At 63.0% G+C, this 18,577-nt stretch carries 20 protein-coding genes and 1 pseudogene; 10 read left to right on the top strand and 11 right to left on the bottom strand.

The genetic code is table 11. The features are described from left to right. Nucleotides 1-7: 7 nt before the first annotated feature. A complete protein-coding gene (locus tag GHK24_RS09250; protein WP_153472503.1) occupies nt 8-781 on the bottom strand; it encodes an RluA family pseudouridine synthase in 774 nt (257 codons plus the stop codon). A gap of 227 nt (nt 782-1,008) precedes the next feature. Between GHK24_RS09250 and ppa the strand changes: the two genes are divergently transcribed. The 4 genes from ppa to GHK24_RS09230 all read left to right on the top strand — a co-directional run bounded on the left by ppa (nt 1,009) and on the right by GHK24_RS09230 (nt 4,439). Then, nucleotides 1,009-1,557 carry an inorganic diphosphatase gene (ppa, locus tag GHK24_RS09245; protein ID WP_153472501.1) on the top strand — a complete coding sequence of 183 codons (549 nt, stop codon included), beginning with the start codon at nt 1,009-1,011 and terminating at the stop codon, nt 1,555-1,557. Nucleotides 1,558-1,735: 178 nt separating this feature from the next. Continuing rightward, entirely contained in the window at nt 1,736-3,394 is a 1,659-nt protein-coding gene (locus GHK24_RS09240) for an NAD+ synthase (protein ID WP_228384638.1), read from the top strand. Nucleotides 3,395-3,509: 115 nt separating this feature from the next. Continuing rightward, a complete protein-coding gene (locus GHK24_RS09235; RefSeq protein ID WP_153472721.1) occupies nt 3,510-3,848 on the top strand; it encodes a P-II family nitrogen regulator in 339 nt (112 codons plus the stop codon). Nucleotides 3,849-3,908: 60 nt separating this feature from the next. Further along, entirely contained in the window at nt 3,909-4,439 is a 531-nt protein-coding gene (locus tag GHK24_RS09230; protein WP_153472497.1) for a GNAT family N-acetyltransferase, read from the top strand. A gap of 14 nt (nt 4,440-4,453) precedes the next feature. On the opposite strand, the gene GHK24_RS09225 is transcribed toward GHK24_RS09230, so the two are convergent. Continuing rightward, nucleotides 4,454-5,041 (bottom strand): Smr/MutS family protein, encoded by a 588-nt coding sequence (locus GHK24_RS09225; protein ID WP_194286405.1) that lies wholly within the window; start codon nt 5,039-5,041, stop codon nt 4,454-4,456. A gap of 168 nt (nt 5,042-5,209) precedes the next feature. Then, nucleotides 5,210-6,178 (bottom strand): thioredoxin-disulfide reductase, encoded by a 969-nt coding sequence (gene trxB, locus GHK24_RS09220; RefSeq protein ID WP_153472493.1) that lies wholly within the window; start codon nt 6,176-6,178, stop codon nt 5,210-5,212. Nucleotides 6,179-6,436: 258 nt separating this feature from the next. Here trxB and GHK24_RS09215 point away from each other — a divergent pair, with 258 nt between their 5' ends. The 3 genes from GHK24_RS09215 to GHK24_RS09205 all read left to right on the top strand — a co-directional run bounded on the left by GHK24_RS09215 (nt 6,437) and on the right by GHK24_RS09205 (nt 8,913). Then, nucleotides 6,437-7,255, top strand: coding sequence for an ABC transporter substrate-binding protein (locus GHK24_RS09215; protein ID WP_153472491.1), 819 nt, complete (start codon nt 6,437-6,439; stop codon nt 7,253-7,255). Nucleotides 7,256-7,486: 231 nt separating this feature from the next. Next, a complete protein-coding gene (locus GHK24_RS09210; RefSeq protein ID WP_153472489.1) occupies nt 7,487-8,242 on the top strand; it encodes an amino acid ABC transporter permease in 756 nt (251 codons plus the stop codon). Then, complete coding sequence (locus GHK24_RS09205) at nt 8,239-8,913, top strand: amino acid ABC transporter permease (RefSeq protein WP_153472487.1); 675 nt, start codon at nt 8,239-8,241, stop codon at nt 8,911-8,913. Before GHK24_RS09210 ends, GHK24_RS09205 begins: the two co-directional genes overlap by 4 nt. An 84-nt stretch (nt 8,914-8,997) precedes the next feature. Here the strand turns inward: GHK24_RS09205 and GHK24_RS09200 are convergent, their stop codons facing one another. The 6 genes from GHK24_RS09200 to GHK24_RS09175 all read right to left on the bottom strand — a co-directional run bounded on the left by GHK24_RS09200 (nt 8,998) and on the right by GHK24_RS09175 (nt 14,318). Next, the gene (locus GHK24_RS09200) at nt 8,998-10,329 is read right to left on the bottom strand and encodes a DcaP family trimeric outer membrane transporter (RefSeq protein ID WP_153472485.1); all 1,332 of its coding nucleotides are present in this window, start codon (nt 10,327-10,329) and stop codon (nt 8,998-9,000) included. A gap of 36 nt (nt 10,330-10,365) precedes the next feature. Continuing rightward, nucleotides 10,366-11,151 (bottom strand): MetQ/NlpA family ABC transporter substrate-binding protein, encoded by a 786-nt coding sequence (locus GHK24_RS09195; RefSeq protein ID WP_153472483.1) that lies wholly within the window; start codon nt 11,149-11,151, stop codon nt 10,366-10,368. Between the two features lie 111 nt (nt 11,152-11,262). Beyond that, nucleotides 11,263-11,940, bottom strand: a complete 678-nt coding sequence (locus GHK24_RS09190) for a methionine ABC transporter permease (RefSeq protein ID WP_153472481.1) — start codon at nt 11,938-11,940, stop codon at nt 11,263-11,265. Next, nucleotides 11,937-12,944 (bottom strand): methionine ABC transporter ATP-binding protein, encoded by a 1,008-nt coding sequence (locus tag GHK24_RS09185; protein WP_340666157.1) that lies wholly within the window; start codon nt 12,942-12,944, stop codon nt 11,937-11,939. Before GHK24_RS09185 ends, GHK24_RS09190 begins: the two co-directional genes overlap by 4 nt. A 202-nt stretch (nt 12,945-13,146) precedes the next feature. Next, the gene (locus GHK24_RS09180; RefSeq protein WP_153472479.1) at nt 13,147-13,755 is read right to left on the bottom strand and encodes a LysE family transporter; all 609 of its coding nucleotides are present in this window, start codon (nt 13,753-13,755) and stop codon (nt 13,147-13,149) included. Nucleotides 13,756-13,862: 107 nt separating this feature from the next. Next, nucleotides 13,863-14,318: a glycine zipper 2TM domain-containing protein gene (locus GHK24_RS09175; RefSeq protein WP_153472477.1), complete on the bottom strand. Its 456-nt coding sequence runs from the start codon at nt 14,316-14,318 to the stop codon at nt 13,863-13,865. A gap of 355 nt (nt 14,319-14,673) precedes the next feature. On the opposite strand from GHK24_RS09175, the gene GHK24_RS09170 reads away from it, so the two are divergent. Together GHK24_RS09170 and GHK24_RS09165 are read left to right on the top strand one after the other, a co-directional pair. Further along, nucleotides 14,674-15,951, top strand: coding sequence for a tyrosine-type recombinase/integrase (locus GHK24_RS09170; RefSeq protein WP_153472474.1), 1,278 nt, complete (start codon nt 14,674-14,676; stop codon nt 15,949-15,951). A 278-nt stretch (nt 15,952-16,229) separates the two neighbouring features. After that, entirely contained in the window at nt 16,230-16,910 is a 681-nt protein-coding gene (locus GHK24_RS09165) for a recombinase family protein (protein ID WP_153472472.1), read from the top strand. A gap of 312 nt (nt 16,911-17,222) precedes the next feature. Here the strand turns inward: GHK24_RS09165 and GHK24_RS13510 are convergent. Further along, nucleotides 17,223-17,561 (bottom strand): annotated as a pseudogene (locus tag GHK24_RS13510) (integrase core domain-containing protein); the annotation flags it as partial. Here GHK24_RS13510 and GHK24_RS13900 point away from each other — a divergent pair. Beyond that, nucleotides 17,442-17,807 carry a BRO-N domain-containing protein gene (locus tag GHK24_RS13900; RefSeq protein ID WP_228384636.1) on the top strand — a complete coding sequence of 122 codons (366 nt, stop codon included), beginning with the start codon at nt 17,442-17,444 and terminating at the stop codon, nt 17,805-17,807. The pseudogene GHK24_RS13510 and the gene GHK24_RS13900 overlap by 120 nt on opposite strands. A 314-nt stretch (nt 17,808-18,121) precedes the next feature. Here the strand turns inward: GHK24_RS13900 and GHK24_RS09150 are convergent. Further along, a partial coding sequence (locus GHK24_RS09150; RefSeq protein WP_153472469.1) for an integrase core domain-containing protein occupies nt 18,122-18,577 on the bottom strand: 456 nt, incomplete at its 5' end.

Raw genomic sequence — 18,577 nt, 5'->3', positions numbered from 1 at the left:
GGGGCGCTCAGAAAGGCGCCGGACAGTGAAACTCGACCCAGCCACCGTGCTCCGGGTGGATGAAGGCCAGACGCGTTGCATGCAGGCACAGGCGTGGCGCTTTCGCTTGGGCGGCAGGGCTTGCGTAGAGGGCGTCGCCGAGAATCGGGTGACCGAGCGATTGCATGTGCACGCGCAACTGGTGCGAGCGCCCGGTCAGCGGGCGCAGGGCCATGCGGCTGATGTCGGCGACGCTGTCGTAGTCGACGCGCCAGTAGCGCGTGGTGGAGGGTTTGCCATGGGCGAGATCGACACGGTGGCGCGGCCGGTTGTCGCGGTCGGCGGCAAGCGGCAGGCAGATTTCGCCGCTGCCCGGTTCGGGGCAGCCGTCGACGAGCGCGACGTATTCCTTGTCGACGCGCCGTTCGCGGAAAAACCGGCTGAGGCGGCTGTGCATCTCGGCGCCGCGGCCGACGACGAGCAGTCCGGAGGTATTCATGTCGAGCCGGTGGACCATCAGCGCGTCGCTGAATTCGCGCTGTAGCCGTACGGAAAAACTGTCGTGCTTTTCCGGGCCGCGTCCGGGCATCGACAGCAGCCCGCTCGCCTTGTCGGCGACGATGATCGAGGCGTCGACGTGGATCAGCCGATATCCCGTGCCCGGTACGCCCGCCGAGGTCGGCCAGTCGCCGGTGTCGCCGGCGAGAGGGGCGCTGTTTGCGAACGGGGACTCGCCCGGCACGGCTTCGCCCTGCGTGGCGTGTTCTATGTCATGCGGCAGCGGCGGTAAACGGTCGGTCATGGTGGTGGCACGAGGGAAGGCGGTGCGCGGCGACGTAGTGCCTTGCGCCAAAAAACTGCGGTCGGGAAGGCCAGCGGGTGCGTCAGGAGCGCGCATCTTCGCGCAAGCGGGCGCGAGCGGCAACGAGCGGGGAGGCAAATGCGTTTTTTGCGCGCGCGCCTGCGCTCGCGAGACGGGCACCGACGTTATAATCGCCCACCCGCCCATCCTGGAGAGAAAGCTTAATAATGGCTCTGAATAACGTTCCCGCCGGCAAGTCCTTGCCGAACGATTTCAACGTCATCATCGAAATCCCGATGCGTTCCGACCCGATCAAGTACGAGGTCGACAAGGAGAGCGGGGCGATTTTCGTCGACCGTTTCATGTCCACCGCCATGCACTACCCGTGCAACTATGGCTACATCCCGAACACCATCGCCGGTGACGGTGATCCGGTGGACGTGCTGGTGGTCTGTCAGTTCTCGCTGCCGCCCGGCGTCGTCGTGCGTTGCCGCCCGATCGGCATGCTGGCGATGGAAGACGAAGCCGGCGCTGACGCCAAGGTGCTCGCCGTGCCGGTCGACAAGCTGTCGCGCATGTACCGCCACATCAACAGCCCGCGCGAACTGCCGCAGATCCAGCTGGATCAGATTTCGCACTTCTTCGAGCATTACAAGGATCTCGAGCCGGGCAAGTTCGTCAAGGTTCAAGGCTGGTTCGAGGTCGAAGAGGCCAAGAAGGAAATCATGCAAGGCGTTCATCGCTATGAGGAATCGCTGAGCAGCGCCGCCGAGTGAGTGCGCGCCGGGGGTGATCGCTGATCGCGCTCGTGGCCGTCATTAGCGGCAGGGGAGTCGGCCGGAGCATCGTGAAGGTTTGCGCGTGCGAAAGGCTGGCTCCCCGTTTTTTCGACCCGTGTTTTTCGTTGCCAGCGTCTGGCTGGCACGTTTTTTGTTTTTTTGAATGGCTGCCCCCATGTCGCTGACCCTTGCCATTGCCCAGATGAATGCCGTTGTCGGCGATCTTGCCGGCAATGCGGCACGCATCGCCGATTTTGCGGCGCGTGCCCGTGCGGCGGGAGCGTCGCTGGTGCTGACGCCGGAGCTGGCCTTGTCCGGCTATCCGCCAGAAGACCTGCTGCTGCGCCCCGATTTTTTGCGCGCCTGCGATCACGAACTCGACGCGCTGGCGCAGCGTCTGGCCGATCTTGCGCCCACGCCGGCGGGGCAGTTGCCGGAAGACGGTTTTGCCGTGCTCGTCGGCCACCCGCTGTGGCGCGATGGCCGCTGCTACAACGCCGCCACCGTGCTGGCAGGCGGGCGGCGTCTGGCGACGTATTGCAAGCAGCGACTGCCGAATTACAACGTCTTTGACGAACAGCGCTATTTCACGCCCGGCGATTTGCCTTGCGTGGTGACGATTGGCGGCGTGCGTTGCGGTATCAACATTTGCGAGGATGTCTGGTCGGCGGGGGCTGCCGAATCGGCGCGCGATGCCGGTGCCGAATTATTGCTGGTGCTTAACGCTTCGCCTTACAGCGTCGGTAAGTCGGGGCGCCGCGTCGAGGTGTTGCGCGAGCGCGTCGCCGTCAGCGGCTTGCCCGTGCTTTACGCCAATCTCGTTGGTGGCCAGGACGAGCTGGTGTTCGACGGCGCGTCGTTTGCAGTCGACCGTGCAGGCCGCGTCTGCGCAGCGGCTGCCTCGTTTACCGAGGCCTTGCTGCTGGTCGAATGGTGTGAGGCTGATTTCCTGCCCGGCGAATGCGCGCCTGTGTTGTCGCCGGAGGCCGAGGTGTACGGCGCGCTCGTGCTGGGCGTGCGCGATTACCTGGGGAAGAGCGGGTTTGCCAGCGCCATCATCGGTCTCTCCGGCGGTATCGACTCTGCGCTCACGCTGGCAATTGCCGTCGACGCGCTCGGGCCCGAGCGCGTGCGCGCGGTGATGATGCCGTCGCCTTATACAGCGCAGATCAGCCTCGACGACGCGGCGGCGATGGCGCAGACGCTCGGGGTCCGCTACGACAGCGTGCCGATTGCCGAGGCGATGCAGACGTTCGCCGGCCTGCTGGCGCCGGTACTCGATACGGCTGGCGCGCAGGACACGACGGAAGAAAACGTGCAGGCGCGCATACGCGGCCTGATCCTGATGGCGCTGTCGAACCGCTCCGGTGCGCTGGTGCTGACGACCGGCAACAAATCCGAGATGGCGGTCGGCTATTGCACCTTGTACGGCGACATGGCCGGCGGCTTCGCCGTGATCAAGGATATCGCCAAGACAGTGGTCTATCGGCTGTCGGCCTGGCGCAACGCGCAGCCGGGCGGGCCGGTGATTCCGGAGCGCATCATCACGCGTGCGCCGTCGGCCGAGTTGCGGCCCAACCAGACCGATCAGGACAGTTTGCCGCCCTACGACGTGCTCGATGCCATCGTCGAGGCGTACATGGAAAACGATCAGTCACCGCGCGACATCATTGCGCGCGGCTATGCCGAGGCCGACGTGCAGCGCGTCGTCCGCTTGCTGCGCATCAGCGAATACAAGCGTCGCCAGTCGCCGGTCGGCATCCGCATCACGCCGCGCGGTTTTGGCAAGGATTGGCGTTATCCGATCACCAATCGCTATCGCGACACCGTCTGAGTGCGATCGGGCGGGGAGCGGCTCTGCGTGTTCAGTCGGTGGCGCGTCCGTCCGCGAAATGGTTTTCTGATACGATTCCAGGCATTGGTTTGCGGGTTTTCAGGAAGAGGGAATGATGAAAAAAATCGAAGCGGTGATTAAGCCTTTCAAACTCGACGAAGTACGCGAAGCCTTGTCGGAGATCGGCGTTGCCGGTCTGACGGTGAGTGAAGTGAAGGGCTTCGGTCGGCAAAAGGGGCATACCGAGCTGTATCGCGGGGCGGAATATGTCGTTGATTTCCTGCCCAAGATCAAGATTGAAATCGTTGTTACCGACAGCGTCGTCGATAGCGCCATCGAGGCGATCATCAAGGCCGCGCGCACCGGCAAGATTGGCGACGGCAAAATTTTCGTAACGCCGGTCGAGCAGGTTGTGCGCATTCGTACCGGCGAGACCGACGAAGCGGCTGTCTGATTGACCGCGCCGCAGTTGCCTTCGCATCGGACGCTGCCCGCAATTAATGTGATTCGTCCGATGCAGCCGGCCGACATGCCGGTGGTACTGGACATCCAGTCACAGTGCTACCCTCCGGAGATGAACGAGCCTGAGGCGCTCTATCGTGAGCGGCTGACAGCTTCCGCCGGCTGGACCTGGGTGGCCGTAAACGAGATGGGCGTCTGCGCCTACCTCTTCGGCTACCGCTCCCCCTTGGGCAAGATCACGCCGCTTGGCGCCCCGTTCGCGCCCCAGCACGACGCGTACAACCTGTATCTGCATGACCTTGCCGTGTCGCCGCGAGTGGCGGGGCTGGGCGTTGCCGGCGCGTTGGTCCGGCACGCGCTGGCGTGCGCCATGGCGGCGGGCCTGTCGCACTCTTCACTGGTGTCGGTGCAGGGGTCGCGTGAGTTCTGGCAGCGTCAGGGCTACACCGTAGTTTCGGCGCTGGCGGCTACGCAGACCGAGGCGCTGGCGAGCTATCCTGGGCCGGCGTTTTACATGGTCAATTCGCTCGACAAGGCTCTTGCCGCGTCGCTCGCCAGTGCCGGGCAGGCTCGGCACGTGTAGCACGCTCGGCCTGCTCAGCGGGCGGTGCTGCGGCTGTCGTTGCGCTGCGTGCGCAGCAGTATCCAGAGCGCTCCTTCGCCGCCGTCACGCGGCGGCGCGTGGCAGAAGGCGAGTACGTCGCGGCGCCTCGCCAGCCAGCTTTTGACGAGCGTGCGCAGCACGCCTTCGCGTCCCGGCGAGCCCAGGCCGCGACCATGCACGATGCGGATGCAGCGCTGGCCGGCGCCGAGGGCGCTGTCGATGAACCGTTCGACTTCCTCCTGGGCCTCGTGCCGGGTGTAGCCATGCAGGTCGAGATGACCCTGGATCGCCCAGCGGCCTCGCCGCAGATCGCGCAGCGTCATGCGCGAAACGCCGTTGCGCAGAAAAGCGTCGGCGGAGCCGGCGTCGAACCACTCGTCGCTGTCGAGCGGCGTCTGCATCGCCTCGCGGATGACGGCGCGCTCATCAAGTTCGCGTTGACGAGGCCGTGGGCGTGGTTTGGGCGGCTCGAAGCTGACGCGGTTGGGCGGCAGCAATGGCGTGGCGTCCCTGATCGCGTCGAGCCAGGCTTGCCGCGCGTCGTCCGCGTCAGTGGCGTCGTCAGGCGGCGGCGTGCTCATGAGTGATGGGCGTGGCAGCGGCGGCGTCGGCCAGGTGCACGCTCGCATGGACGTGGCGGGCGGTGAAGCCGCCTCGGCTCTCCCTGAATTGAGCATTCCGGAGGCGCGGAGCCGCTGCCTCCGTTCACGTGTGGCAAGGGAGCGCGGCGGCGTGGCGATGCCCCCCGCTTAGCCGGCGATGGCGAGACGGTCGAGATAGCGCTCGGCATCCAGTGCCGCCATGCAGCCGGTGGCCGCCGAGGTGCAGGCTTGACGGTAAACGTGGTCCTGCACGTCACCGGCGGCGAAGACACCTTCGATCGAGGTGGCCGTGGCGTTGCCTTCGCGGCCCGCCTGTGTGATCAGATAACCGGCTTCGTCGAGCGCCAGTTGGCCCGCGAATAACTCGGTATTCGGCTTGTGGCCGATGGCGATGAAGACGCCGGTGAGCGCCAGATCGTCGGTGGCGCCGGTGTTCACGTCGCGCAGACGAATACCGGTGACGCCGCTGGCGTCGCCCTGAACTTCGTCGAGTGTCGTGTTCCAGCGGATCGTCACCTTGCCCGCGCGTTCTTTCTCAAACAGCTTGTCCTGCATGATCTTCTCGGCGCGGAAGCGTTCGCGGCGATGGATCACGGTGACATGGCTGGCGATGTTGGCAAGGTAGAGCGCTTCTTCCACCGCCGTATTGCCGCCGCCGACGATGGCCACCGGCTTGTTGCGGTAGAAGAAGCCGTCGCAGGTAGCGCAGGCGGAGACGCCGCGCCCCTGGAATTCGGTTTCCGACGGCAGGCCGAGGTATTGCGCCGAGGCGCCGGTGGCGATGATCAGCGCGTCGCAGGTGTAGGTGCCCGAATCGCCGACCAGCGTGAACGGCCGCTCGGTGAGGCGCGCGGTGTGGATGTGATCGAAGACGATTTCAGTATCGAAGCGGCGCGCGTGTTCTTCAAAGCGCTGCATCAGCTCCGGGCCTTGCACGCCGTTGGCGTCGGCCGGCCAGTTATCGACTTCGGTGGTGGTCATCAGCTGGCCACCCTGCGCGATGCCGGTAATCAGCAGAGGCTTCAGGTTGGCGCGGGCGGCGTAAACCGCAGCGGTGTAGCCGGCGGGGCCGGAACCTAGGATCAGCAGGCGGCTATGACGGACGGCTTGGGACATCGCGATTCGCTCGGGGATGAAAGGGGACAAATTATAACCGGCGACGTGACGCTTTTGCGGTCGCCGGCGTACCCCGGCGGCAGGGCGTGCGTGGCGAGACGAGGGAAGCTTAGGCCGGTGCGATGCCCCGGTTGCCGGTGGCGCCTTTCCCGTGCCGGGGGCGCTATAAGATAATCAGCTCTTCTTCGTTAGGCGACGGGCGCTCCTTTGCTAGCCTTCTTCTCCCGTGCGTAACTCTATCAATGAAGGATTTGTGAGATGAAATTACACGCTTTGGCCGCATTCGTTGGACTGGCGCTGGTCTCTGGGCTTGCCCACGCTGACAAACTGGACGATATCCGCAAGGCGGGCGTGCTGCGCGTCGCCGCCTTCGACGCCAACCCGCCGTTTGGCTTTGTCGACGAGAAAACCCACAAGATCATCGGTCTCGACGTCGATTACGCGCTCGAACTCGGCAAGAAGCTGGGCGTCAAGGTCGAGCTGGTGCCGACCAACCCGGCCAACCGCGTGCCACTGCTGACCTCGGGCAAGGTCGACGTGGTTTTCGCCAACTTCACCATCACCGAAGAACGCGCCAAAGTCATCGACTTCAGCATCCCGTACTTCGCGTCCGGCCAGCAATTCCTGGCGAAAAAGGGCACGCTGAAGAGCGCCGATCAGCTGAAGGATTGGCGCATCGGTGCCGACAAGGGCACGACGATGGAGACGACGCTGCGTGAGAAGTACCCGACGGCCAAGGTCATCTCCTACGACGACACGCCGTTCGCGCTGACCGCGCTGCGTAACGGTAACGTGCAGGCGATCACGCAGGATGGTGCCAAACTGGTGCCGCTGCTCGCCGCACTGCCGGACAAGGAAAAGTACGAAATTCCGCCCTTCGCCATCTCCGAAGAACTCGAAGGCGCCGGCATTCCGAAGGGCGAAGCGCGCCTGACGGCAACCATCAATGATTGGCTGCGCGAGCTGGAAAAGAACGGCACGGCGCAGAAGATCTACGACAAGTGGTTCGGCCCGCAAAGCAAGTCGCCGTTGCCCCGCCTCTTCAAGATCGGTGACGCGCATATTCGGGACAAATAACTGGCAGTAGCTCACCGCCGCGACGTATGTCTCGGTGTCTCGGTGGCAAAGGCGGCGGCGAGAGTCGTCGTGGCATCGCCCGGGCGCGGCGTCGACGGCGGTGGCGTCTCCGTCTTATAGTGTTTGACGGGGTGTGTGCCGACCCGTCCGTCGCTTGATTTTTCTACGTTCGTTCCGTGATGACGGCGGGCGCTGTGCCACCGGGGTGTGGCCGGCGCCCGCATCTTTTTTATGACCGTGACTTCTCTTTTTGGCGAGCCGCTCGCCACGCAGTACGTTCTCTGGCTGGTCGATGGCCTGGACATGACGGTGCGGGTATCGCTCGCGGTCGCCGTCGCGTCGACCTTGCTCGGCTTCCTGCTGGCCTTGTTGCGGATCAGTGGCGTGCGCGTGGTGACGCTGCTCGTGGCGACCTACGTCGCGCTGTTCCGTAACACGCCGCTCCTGGTACAGCTCTTTTTCTGGTACTTCGGCCTGCCCGGCTTGCTGTCGGACGACGCGATGTTGTGGTTGAACAGCCCGCATGTGCTGAGTGTGGGCGGCGTCGAACTCTCCTGGCCGTCGTTCGAGTGCCTGGTCGCTACGCTTGGGCTGACGGCGTATTCGACGGCTTTCGTCGTCGAGGAAATCCGCGCCGGCTTGCGCGGCGTACCCGATCACCAGCGGCTGTCCGCCGAGGCGCTGGGCATGCAGCCGTGGCCGATTTTCCGTTATGTGGTGCTGCCGCAGGCGCTGCGCATCGCCCTGCCGCCGCTGCTCGGGCAGTACATGAACATCGTCAAGAACTCGTCTCTCGCCATGGCGATCGGGCTGGTGGAGTTGTCGTACGCCTCGCGTCAGGTGGAGAGTGAAACCTTCAAGACCTTTCAGGCCTTTGCGATTGCGACGCTGTTCTACATCCTGGTGATTGCCGTGATCGAGGCGGTCGGCCAGTGCTGGGCCTGGCAGCAGCGGGCGAAAGCCCGGGCGATGGGGAAGACGGCATGAATTTTCAGATCATTGTCGACAACCTGCCGTATCTGCTGTGGGGCGCTTTCCCGGAGGGGCCGTTGGGCGGGGCGGCGCTGACGCTGGTGCTCAGTGTCGTTTCGTCGGTGGCGGCCGGCGCTCTCGGTTTGCTGCTCGGTATTGCGCTGGCGCTGGCGACGGGCAATGTGCATCGGCTGCTGGTGCTGGTCCTCGGATTTTTCCGGGCGATCCCGGTGCTGATGCTTATTTTCTGGACGTATTTTCTGCTGCCGGTGGCGCTGGGGATCGACGTTCCGGGGCTGCTGTCGGTGGCCTGCGCGCTGTCCTTGATTGGCGGCGCGTATCTGGCGCATGCGGTTTATGCCGGTATTGCCGGGATTCGCCGTGCGCAGTGGGACGCCGGGCTGGCCTTGGGCCTGAGCCGGGTGCAGGTGCTGCGCTACATCATCCTGCCGCAGTCCTTGCGCATGATGCTGCCGTCGTTCATCAATCAGTGGGTGTCGCTGATCAAGGATTCGTCGCTGGCGTACATCGTTGGCGTGCCGGAGCTTTCGTTTGTTGCGGCGCAGGTCAATAGCCGGCTGATGATCTACCCGGCGGAGATATTCCTCTTCGTCGGCGCGATCTACTTCGTCATCTGCTCGGCGCTGGATGTGCTGGCGAGCTTGGTCTCGCGGCGCCTCGCCTGAAAGCAGAAGCCCCCGGCGGTCTGCTGATCCGCCGGGGGCTTCGCTGACGCCTGCCGTATCTGCGCAGGCGTCGGTCATGCCGGGTTAGAACAGGTTGTAGTGGATCGTCGCGTTGATACGGTTCTGCGTGCCCGTGTCGCCGGCGAAGGTTGTGCGCTTGCCGTAGGCGTACTCGAGACCGACTTCCGTATTCTTGGCGACGCCCCAGAAGGTATTGATCAGGGCTTCGTCGATCTTCTTGTTGACCGCCAGGCCGCCTGTGGCATTGTCGGTCAGCGCCTCGGTCGTGCTGTCGCCGGTGAACTTCGTGTGTGCGAGGATCAGGTTGGAGCGCACCGTCGAGTTCCAGACGTGGGTGTAGCCGACATGAGCACCGACTGCCTTCCACAAGTGGATCGAGCTGCCGTCGTCGTAGGCGCGCTGGTAGGCGGAGTTCAGCGTGTAACGGCCAATCCCGTTGCCACCGTTGATCTGCGCGACCAGCGTGTCCTTGCCGAACTTCAGGCTGCCGCCAGCGCCGAGACCCCAGGCTTGCTTGGTGTGGGCATCGTTGCGGTACTGTTGTGCGACGCCACGCAGCGAGAAGTGGCCCCAGTCGCCCGTCGTGGTGAAGTTGGCGATGAAGTCGGGGGTCTTGTCGAAGTGGCTGGCCGCGCCGTCGTTGGCCGGGTCGGCTTGCGAGTTTTCGACCGACAGCGCGAGCTTCGAGCTGCTGCCAAGCGGGAAGGTGTAGCGGACCTGCGCCTGACGGACGAACGGGACGGTGCCGACGCCGTTGAAGTCGACCGAGTCGACGTAGGAGCCCAAGTCGCTGAAGTTCGACCAGGTCTGGCCAACGAGGAAGTTGCCGAGTTCGCCGTAAGCGTGGCGCAGACGGAACAGGACGGAGTTCGTCAGCGTCTCGCCGGAGTAAGCATTCGGTGCGTTGAAGTCACCCTCGATCTTCGTGTGCAGGATGCCGTTCTCGGTCGGCGTGCTCGTTTCGAGGCCGATACGCGAAGTGCGTGCAGTCGCGTACAACTGATCCTTGCGCTTGCCATCGGCTGTCTTGGTAAGAGGCTGCACGGCAACGAAAGAGGCCCAGTCATTGTTGTCCGGGTCGGTGCCGCGGCTCTTCAAGTCGTAGGTCGCGTCGAACTGTGCGTAACCATATACCTTCAGCGAGGTTTCCGTTCCCGGAATCTTGATCGAGCCGGGGATGTCGCCGGCGGTGACGACGTTGGCGGGGAGCGCTGCGGGCGCCGCCGCTTGCGTCGCGGCCTGGGTTTTCTGCTGCGTTTCCAGTTGGTCGAGTCGCTCGGTGAGTTTCTTCAGGGCGGCTTTCAGGTCTTCGACTTCGCCACCGAAGGCCGGCGCCGTGGTGGCGACGAGACCGAGGGTGGAAACGGCAAGGGCGATGGTTTTCAAACGCGTCATGGGGATTTCTCCAGATAGTTAAAGAGCGCGGCGTAATCAGAAGGCGGGAACGACGGCGCCCTTGTATTTGGTTTCGATGAATTGCTTCACGTCTTCGCTTTGCAGGGCCGAGACGAGCTTCTTGACGGCCGGTGCGTCCTTGTTGTCAGGACGGGCGACGATCAGATTGGCGTAGGGCGAGTTGGCGCTTTCGATGAAGAGCGCATCGCGCGTCGGCACGAGCTTGGCTTCGAGCGCGTAGTTGGTGTTGATCAGGGCCAGATCGACTTGATCGAGTACGCGCGGCAGCGTCGCGGCTTCGAGTTCCTTGAACTTGAATTCCTTCTTGTTCTCGGTGATGTCCTTGACCGTCGACAGGATGTTGTGCGAGTCCTTGAGCTTGATCAGCCCGTTTTGCTCAAGCAGCACGAGCGCCCGGCCAGCGTTGGACGGGTCGTTCGGAATGGCGATGGTGGCGCCGGACGGCAGATCGCCGATTTTCTTGAACTTGCGCGAATAGGCGCCGTAGGGCTCGACGTGCACGGCGGCGACCGAGACGAGGTGCGTTCCCTTGTTCTTGTTGAACTCGTCGAGGTAAGGCTTGTGCTGGAAGTAGTTCACGTCGATTTTTTTCTCGGCCACCTGCACGTTCGGTTGCACGTAGTCGGTGAATACCTTGATGTCGAGCGTGACGCCTTCCTTGGCCAGCGTCGGCTTGACGTGTTCGAGAATCTCCGCGTGCGGCACGGCGGTGGCGGCGACGCTCAGTTTCGTGTCGGCTTGCGCCGAGAAGGCGGCGAAGGCAAAAATGGCCGCGAAGAGGGGCGTGAATTGACGTTTCATGATCGTTCCTTTGGGAAAAGAGATCGGTGCGTGACGACGCGCGAGGCGGGCTCGCGCGCGGGTTAACATCGAAATGGCGACATGCGTGAGCTCCCGTTTCCGGCGGACGATCTATTTGTGGGAAAAGCGCTGCACCAGGCGATCTCCAAACACCTGGAGTGCCTGCACGAGCAGGAGAAGGACGGCGACGGTGACGAACATCACGTCGCTCTGGAAGCGCTGATAGCCAAAGCGTATGGCGAGGTCGCCGAGGCCGCCGCCACCAATGACGCCCGACATCGCGGCGTACGAAACCAGCGTGATGGCGGTGACGGTGATGGCGGCGAGGAGGCCGGGGAAGGTCTCCGGCAAGAGGGCGCCGAAGACGATTTGCGGCAGGGTGGCGCCCATGGCCTGGCTGGCTTCGATGATGCCGCGATCCACTTCGCGCAAGACGTTCTCAACGAGTCGGGCAAAGAACGGCGTGGCGCCGATGACGAGTGGCGGAATGGCGCCGGGAACGCCGATGGAGGTGCCGATCAGCGTCACCGTCACCGGGATCAGGATGATCAGCAGGATCACGAAAGGCGTCGAGCGGATCAGATTGACGAGCAGCGACAGCGCTGCGTAGAGGCGGGCGTGCTCGAGCGGTTGGCGCGGGCCGGTGAGGAAAAGCACGACGCCCAGCGGTAGTCCGAGCAGGACGGTAAACAGCAGCGAGCCGCCGACCATCGTCAACGTTTCGAGCGTCGCCATGCCGATATCGGACCAGTCGAGCGAGGCAAAGAGGTTGAAGGTCGACGCGTTCATGACGGTAATGCCTCGCAACGGACGGCGTGTTCGCCAAAGGCGGCGGCGATGCGCGCCGGGTCGGCGGCGTCGCCAAGCGCCTGTACGGTGATCTGGCCGTAGGGCGTCTCCTTGATCCGCCCAACAACGCCCTCGACGATGTTGAAACCAACATCGAGCGCCGCTGAAATGCTTTGCAGGATCGGCTGGTAGGTGACGGCGCCGAGAAACGTCAGACGGAAGAGCGGCCCGGAGAGACCGAGACGCTGGCCGGTCGTCGCGCTGGGGCAGCTTTCCTGCACCAGCGCGCGGGTTATTTCGTGCTGCGGATGCAGCAGGACGTCGGCGACAACGCCTTCTTCGACGAGCACGCCGCGGTCGAGCACGGCGACGCGGTCGCAGATGCGGCGGATGACGTCCATTTCATGCGTGATGAGGACGATGGTCAGACCGAAGCGGCGGTTGATATCGAGCAGCAGGGAGAGGATCGACTGCGTCGTTTGCGGATCGAGCGCTGAGGTGGCTTCGTCGCAGAGCAGCAGTTTCGGGTGGTTGGCGAGTGCGCGCGCGATGCCGACGCGCTGTTTCTGCCCGCCGGAGAGTTGCGCCGGATATTTGTCGCGGTGGCCGCCGAGTTCGACGAGATCGAGCAGTTCATCGACCCGCCGGTCCATCTCGGCGCGCGTGTATTCGCCGGCCAGCTTGAGCGGAAAGCGGATGTTTTCGCCGACGGTCTTGGCGCTGATCAGGTTGAAATGCTGAAAGATCATCCCGGTCTTGCGTCGGTAGCGCAGCAGCTGATCCTTGGAAAGCGTGGTGATGTCGCTGCCGTCGACTCGGATACGCCCGCTGTCCGGCCGTTCGAGCAGATTCAGCGTGCGGACGAGCGTGCTTTTGCCGGCACCGGAGACGCCGATGATGCCGAACACTTCGCCCGCTTCGACGCGCAGGCTGATTCCGGAGATCGCCGGAATGGCCACGCCGTCGACGACGTAGTGCTTGCTGATGTTGTCGATTTCAATCACGCCTTGCCCCGTTATTTGTTATGGCATCGGGGGGCAGACCCGCCTCGGATATCGCTGCTGGAAACGGTGACTCCCTGAATTGGCAGCGAAATTAGCATTCGGGTGGCGAATCCCGAACGAAGCGATCCCTATATCGATATTGCCCGCGCGGGAATATCGATCAAGCGAGAATGGCTGGAATCAGGCGGGGCAGGCGCAGGCGTCAGGCGGCGCGGGAGGCGAGCTTGGCGGCGAGTCCGAGGAGGACGACGCCAACGGCGCGATCGAACCAGCGCAGATGCACGCGCAGCCAGCCAAGCAGGCGCTCGGACGAGAAGAGCAGCGCCAGCAGGGCGAACCAGAGGAAGGATTCGCCGACCATCAAGGTCCACAGCAAGGCCGTGTCGCTGGCCGACAGGCCGGGCGCCAGCGTCTGCGAAAGAATCGATCCGAAGTAGAGCATCGCCTTCGGATTGAGCAGATTGGTGAAGAAACCCGTGATGAAGGCACGACCGCTCCGGGTTTTCGCCCCCGTCGCCGGCAATTCGCCACGCGAGCGAAGACATTGCACCCCAAGCCAGGCGAGGTAAATCGCCCCGGCGATAGAGAGCACGCGCGAGAGTCCGGGCAGCGCGGCGAGCAGCAGTGACAGCCCGAGCGCACAGGTCAATACATAAACGCCGATGGCGGTGGCAACGCCGGCCGCCGCCCATAGCCCGCCACGCCGGCCGCCGATGACGCTTAGTCGCGTCACGACGGCGAAGTCCGGCCCCGGCGAAATCAGGGCGACCGCATGAATGGCCAGAACGAGGAGGAGTGCGTCAGAGGTCACGGCGTCTTAGCATCACGGGGCGCCGAAGCGCCAATGTGCTGACGGTATCACGGGCGGCGCCTTGCCGGCCCGTGGTGCGCTGTATCTTGCGGGGGCGGGGTGCGCGGCTACTCGCTCAGGTTGCCGCCGACCATCGAGCCGACGACGGCGCCGACCGCCGTCGCGGCTACGCGACCATTCCCTGCGCCGACCTGATTACCGAGGATGCCTCCCGCCACTGCGCCCAACGCCTGGCCGATGACGCGGTTACCGTTATAGGGGGGCGGCGCCTGATAGACGCGGGTCTGCTCCTGGTAATAGCGCGGCTCGACCGGGGCAGCGTACACAGGGACCGGGCGGTCGCGGTAGATGATGCGCTCCTGATAGATGACGCGCGGCGCCGGTTGATAGACCACGGGAGGCCCTTGATAAACCACGACCGGCTCTTGAACTTCATAGAAGCGCTCATGATGCGGATGATGGCCATACGGCTCGCCATAACCGCGATCCCAGTAAGGATCGGCAAAGGCGTTGGCACTGACGAGCAGCGAGGTGATCAGTGCGGGGATCCAGACGTTTTTCATGACCTTCTCTCCTGAAGAAGCGTGTTTCAGGAGCATTAACGCACCATCCGTGAGCGTCGCTGACGGTGGTTTGTAAGGGCTTGTATCGAAGGATTACAGAGTCTGGCGCCGCGCTGAGGGGCTTTTCTGCAGTGCCGCTGTGGGAGGTGCGAGCGATGGCGCGTGGAAACTGCGCAGAAACGACAAAGGCCCCGAAGGGCCTCTGATTGTTCTTGGCGGAGAGGGCGGGACTTTCCGTTAAAGGGCATCTAACCCCTCGTAGTCATTGAGAAATAAGGACGTTTTGCGTTTGACGTAGGGTTAATTGTAGGGTTAATCTTGGGGTTAATGTGATTCGAACCCGAGATAAAAGACCATGAACCTAGACCGTCGCCCGGATGGTGTTTGGTGCGCCACTCTCCTAGTTCCCAAAGACGTACAGCAGGCCCTAGGCAAGGTACGCTTCAGGAAGTCGATGGGCACAACCAACAAGAGAGAGGCCGGGCTCCTCGCTGCCCCCTTCATCGCTTCTTGGAAGGCCCAGATAAGGCAGGCGAGGGGCTCTACCAATGCTGTCTCCACCGAGGCGCTACGCTGGAGGGTGTCACTTGCACAGGCCCCCGACGAGGATGCGCGGGAGATTTTCGAGCACGTCTTAACCGACGAGGCCGAAAAGGTGGAGGAAGCCAAAGGGCTTACCGCTGCCCAAGAATTCGTGGTGGTAGCTACTGGCGCAGCCACTCCCAGCAGCGAATACTTCGAGGCGTGGAAGGCTCAGATAAAGCTTGCTCCTAAGACCAAGGACCAGATGGTCAAGGATGTCAGCCTACTCATTGCCGAGTTCTCGACCCTTGAGAGCATCAATAAAGGGGCAGTGAGGCGCTGGGTTGATAAGCTCGAAGCCCGAGGCGCCAAGCTTTCCTCAGTCAAGCGCATCCTCTCCTTTTGCCGGAATTACTGGAAGTACCTTCAGCGGTACGACGCCGTGAGTAAGGACGCCGAGCCCTTCGCGGGCGTTATCGAGGCCGCCCCGAAGAAGAAGGGCAAGAAGGCTACCAATTTCGCGTACGACGCCGCCGATGTAGTCAAGCTATGGGAAGCCGCACGGGCCCGCCCTGTGGGGACTGCCAAGAACGCCAAGCGAGACACCCAACTAGCGGACCTCATCATGCTGGGGGCCTACACCGGCGCCCGCATCGAGTCCCTTTGCTCGCTGAAGACCGCCCAAGTTCGGGATGGCGCCTTCTGGATCGAGGACGACAAGACCGAGGCAGGCACCCGCAGCGTGCCCATTCATTCCGTGATTGCCCCCTTGGTAGAACGCCTGAAGAAAGAATCAAAAGACGGCTATCTTCTGTCCGGGCTTACTTTCAATAAGTACGAGGGGAGGTCAAACGCCATCGGCAAACGGTTCGGGCGCCTGAAGGCGGCGGAGGGCTTCAGCAGTCAGCATACCTTCCACTCCTTCCGCTCGACGGTGGCGACCCTCCTAGAGAATGCGGGAGTCCCTGAAGGGGTAGCGGCTGACATTCTCGGCCATGAGAAGCCGACGATGACCTTTGGCCTCTACTCCTCTGGCGCTGACCTTAATACCAAGCGGGAGGCTCTGGAGCGCATCAGCTACCCCTTCAAGGCCGAGGCGGGGGAAAACTGACGAAAATTTGTGAGGGGTCTATCCCTTCTGCTCGCCCTGCGATTATCCCCCGTGGGGGGGCCTTGCTTGGCACCTGCCGGGCCGCTGTGACGCACCGGAACGACGAGCTTTGTAGGGCCTGCGTCCTGCGCTGATGCCGCTGCAACAGGGAGGAAGCCCCGCCCCCAGAGCCCTCGCTCCGCCTCGCCTTGCTGCATTGCTCGCCTCTCCTTGATCGTGGTATAAAAACCCCTAACGCTCGTTAGACGAATCTATACCCGCCCCGAAGAGGCCCCGCCATGACATCCAAACTCGTCGCCTATCATCGTGTCTCGACTGCGAAGCAGGGCAGCAGCGGCCTAGGGCTTGAGGCCCAGCAAGCGGCCATTGCAGGGTGCGCGGCACGGGCTGGGGCCATCGTGATTGCCTCCTTCACAGAAGTGGAGTCAGGGAAGAACAACGCCCGCCCGGAGCTACAGAAGGCCCTTCACCAAGCCAAGGCCACAGGCGCGACTCTCGTTATTGCCAAGCTAGACCGTCTTTCCCGTAACGCTGCCTTCCTGCTCACCTTGAGGGACTCCGGCGTTAGGTTCCTCGCGGCAGACATGCCAGCGGCTGACAATCTCACGGTCGGAATCATGGCCCTTGTGGCGCAGCAAGAGCGGGAGGCCATCTCCAAGCGCACCAAGGAGGCCCTACAAGCGGCCAAGGCGCGAGGAACCAAGCTAGGGAACCCCAACGGGGCAGCGGCGCTTCTGAGGGCTGGCAAGGGCAATGCGGCAGGCGTGGAAGCGGTGAAGGCGAAGGCCCAAGATCACGCCGAGATGCTGCGCCCCGTGGTGGAAGCCTTCAGGGCCCAAGGGAGGGTATCTCTAGGGGCGCTGGCGGAGGCCCTCAACGGGGGCGGCTACGAGACTCCAAGGGGCGGGACATGGCACAAGACCAGCGTGAAGAACCTTCTAGACAGGCTGGCAGCGTAGGACTTGGCAAATAGCCGGAATCCCGGTCAATTAGAGCAGCGCCAGCAGGGGCCCTTCGGGGCCTCTTTAGTTTTCTATAATGATTCTTATTAGCACCTGTACCTGTCCCTGATCCCCTGTTTTTACGGAACCCGATAGCCCCCACCGGATACCCCGAACAGGCCATTCCTCGCCACTTTCCGCAGCGCTCGGGAGTCGCTCTCAAGCTCATATGTGCGTTTGATTAGTTGTAGCGCCTCATATTCCCTGTCTGTGAGGCGCGTCTTCACTTCGTTGCGTGGCGTGGCGTCGTCAAATTGCGCCAGCCACTCTTTAGCTTCCATCGCTTGCACTCCTTCCAAGGCATCCACCCGACGTCCCCCCGTTTTCAGTAGCAGTGAGCTTTAGAGTCCGGGGGTAATGTAGCTGATTTCCGGGTGAGTGATTCGGCATAGGCGGCAGGCCGCCCAGAGACTTCTTCGGTCGCTCCTCGTTATATTCGCGGCGCCAGCGTTCGATGACCACCTGGGCATGGCGCAGGCTGGTGAACCAATGCTCGTTGAGGCACTCGTCGCGGAAGCGTCCGTTGAACGACTCGATGTAAGCGTTCTGGTTTGGTTTGCCGGGCTCGATCAAGAACAACTGCACTCCTCGCGCGGAGGCCCTACCAACATCATCTCCGAGTCGGGCCTCTACAAGCTCATCATGCGGAGCGATAAGGCCACCGCCAAGCCCTTCCAAGACTTCGTGACCAAGGAAGTCCTGCCGAGCATCCGCAAGACCGGCGCCTACGTCACCGGCCAGCCGAGACCTGTAGTGCTCTCCGCAGGGGCTAGCGTTTGGATTGAGGGGCGCAATCCACGGAATACTCCCCGCCCGGTCCTTGCTCAGCCTTGCACACAACGAGTTGCCCAGTAAGCCTATCCAGCCGGACGGTTCCTAAAGCCCCGCCCATTGCATAGCGGCCACTTGCTGCCACGTCCCAAAGGCCACTGGCAATCAGCAGCGCCCCCACGACTATGGCAACACTTCGCGTATCCAGTAAGAACGAACGCACCCACTGCCCCACCGCGAAGGCGCCTCCCCTGTCAGCCATTCTGAAACCCTTGTCATAAAAGGGCGGGAGAGTACCAGAGCTAACGGGGGGAATTCCACCCATTACCAGTGACGCAATCACTGGAATTACGGGTAATGCTCTGGTCGCCGTGACCTGCCTGACTTCTTCGGACCACTTATTCCTGGAGAACGGCCTCCGGTTGGGTGGTTGATAAACGGGCTTTTTTGAACGCCGCTGGCGTCTGGTTACCCAGGCTCGAATGCGGGCGAACCTCATTGTAGTGCTGACGCCATTGCTCGATGACGACCTTGGCCTCGAGCCGATGGCGGAACCACTCCATCGACAGGCACTCATCCCGAAACTTGCCGTTGAAGCTCTCGGTCGTCCCGTTCTGCCAAGGCTTGCCGGGATCGATCAGCGCCATGTCGAGATCCTGGCTGGCCGCCCAACGCAGTAGCGCGCAGGACACGAACTCGGGCCCGTTGTCCGACCGCAAGACCTGTGGCGCGCCGTGGATGCTGATCAGTCGGGAAAGAACCTCCACGACCCGCGCCGAACGGATCGAGCCGGCCACATCAATCGCCAGGCACTCGCGGGTGTATTCGTCGATGACGGTCAGGCATTTCAGTGC

The sequence above is a fragment of the Rhodocyclus gracilis genome (assembly GCF_009617575.1).
GTDB lineage: Bacteria > Pseudomonadota > Gammaproteobacteria > Burkholderiales > Rhodocyclaceae > Rhodocyclus > Rhodocyclus gracilis.
Note: the sequence above shows the minus strand (reverse complement) of the source record. Positions and strands in the feature narration are given on the sequence as shown.

Bases quoted from the DNA above. Each gene is read 5' to 3' on its own strand.
- GHK24_RS09250 (WP_153472503.1), bottom strand. From the start codon at position 781: ATGACCGACCGTTTACCGCCGCTGCCGCATGACATAGAACACGCCACG.
- ppa (WP_153472501.1), top strand. From the start codon at position 1,009: ATGGCTCTGAATAACGTTCCCGCCGGCAAGTCCTTGCCGAACGATTTC.
- GHK24_RS09240 (WP_228384638.1), top strand. From the start codon at position 1,736: ATGTCGCTGACCCTTGCCATTGCCCAGATGAATGCCGTTGTCGGCGAT.
- GHK24_RS09235 (WP_153472721.1), top strand. From the start codon at position 3,510: ATGAAAAAAATCGAAGCGGTGATTAAGCCTTTCAAACTCGACGAAGTA.
- GHK24_RS09230 (WP_153472497.1), top strand. From the start codon at position 3,909: ATGCAGCCGGCCGACATGCCGGTGGTACTGGACATCCAGTCACAGTGC.
- GHK24_RS09225 (WP_194286405.1), bottom strand. From the start codon at position 5,041: ATGAGCACGCCGCCGCCTGACGACGCCACTGACGCGGACGACGCGCGG.
- trxB (WP_153472493.1), bottom strand. From the start codon at position 6,178: ATGTCCCAAGCCGTCCGTCATAGCCGCCTGCTGATCCTAGGTTCCGGC.
- GHK24_RS09215 (WP_153472491.1), top strand. From the start codon at position 6,437: ATGAAATTACACGCTTTGGCCGCATTCGTTGGACTGGCGCTGGTCTCT.
- GHK24_RS09210 (WP_153472489.1), top strand. From the start codon at position 7,487: ATGACCGTGACTTCTCTTTTTGGCGAGCCGCTCGCCACGCAGTACGTT.
- GHK24_RS09205 (WP_153472487.1), top strand. From the start codon at position 8,239: ATGAATTTTCAGATCATTGTCGACAACCTGCCGTATCTGCTGTGGGGC.
- GHK24_RS09200 (WP_153472485.1), bottom strand. From the start codon at position 10,329: ATGACGCGTTTGAAAACCATCGCCCTTGCCGTTTCCACCCTCGGTCTC.
- GHK24_RS09195 (WP_153472483.1), bottom strand. From the start codon at position 11,151: ATGAAACGTCAATTCACGCCCCTCTTCGCGGCCATTTTTGCCTTCGCC.
- GHK24_RS09190 (WP_153472481.1), bottom strand. From the start codon at position 11,940: ATGAACGCGTCGACCTTCAACCTCTTTGCCTCGCTCGACTGGTCCGAT.
- GHK24_RS09175 (WP_153472477.1), bottom strand. From the start codon at position 14,318: ATGAAAAACGTCTGGATCCCCGCACTGATCACCTCGCTGCTCGTCAGT.
- GHK24_RS09170 (WP_153472474.1), top strand. From the start codon at position 14,674: ATGAACCTAGACCGTCGCCCGGATGGTGTTTGGTGCGCCACTCTCCTA.
- GHK24_RS09165 (WP_153472472.1), top strand. From the start codon at position 16,230: ATGACATCCAAACTCGTCGCCTATCATCGTGTCTCGACTGCGAAGCAG.
- GHK24_RS13900 (WP_228384636.1), top strand. From the start codon at position 17,442: ATGCTCGTTGAGGCACTCGTCGCGGAAGCGTCCGTTGAACGACTCGAT.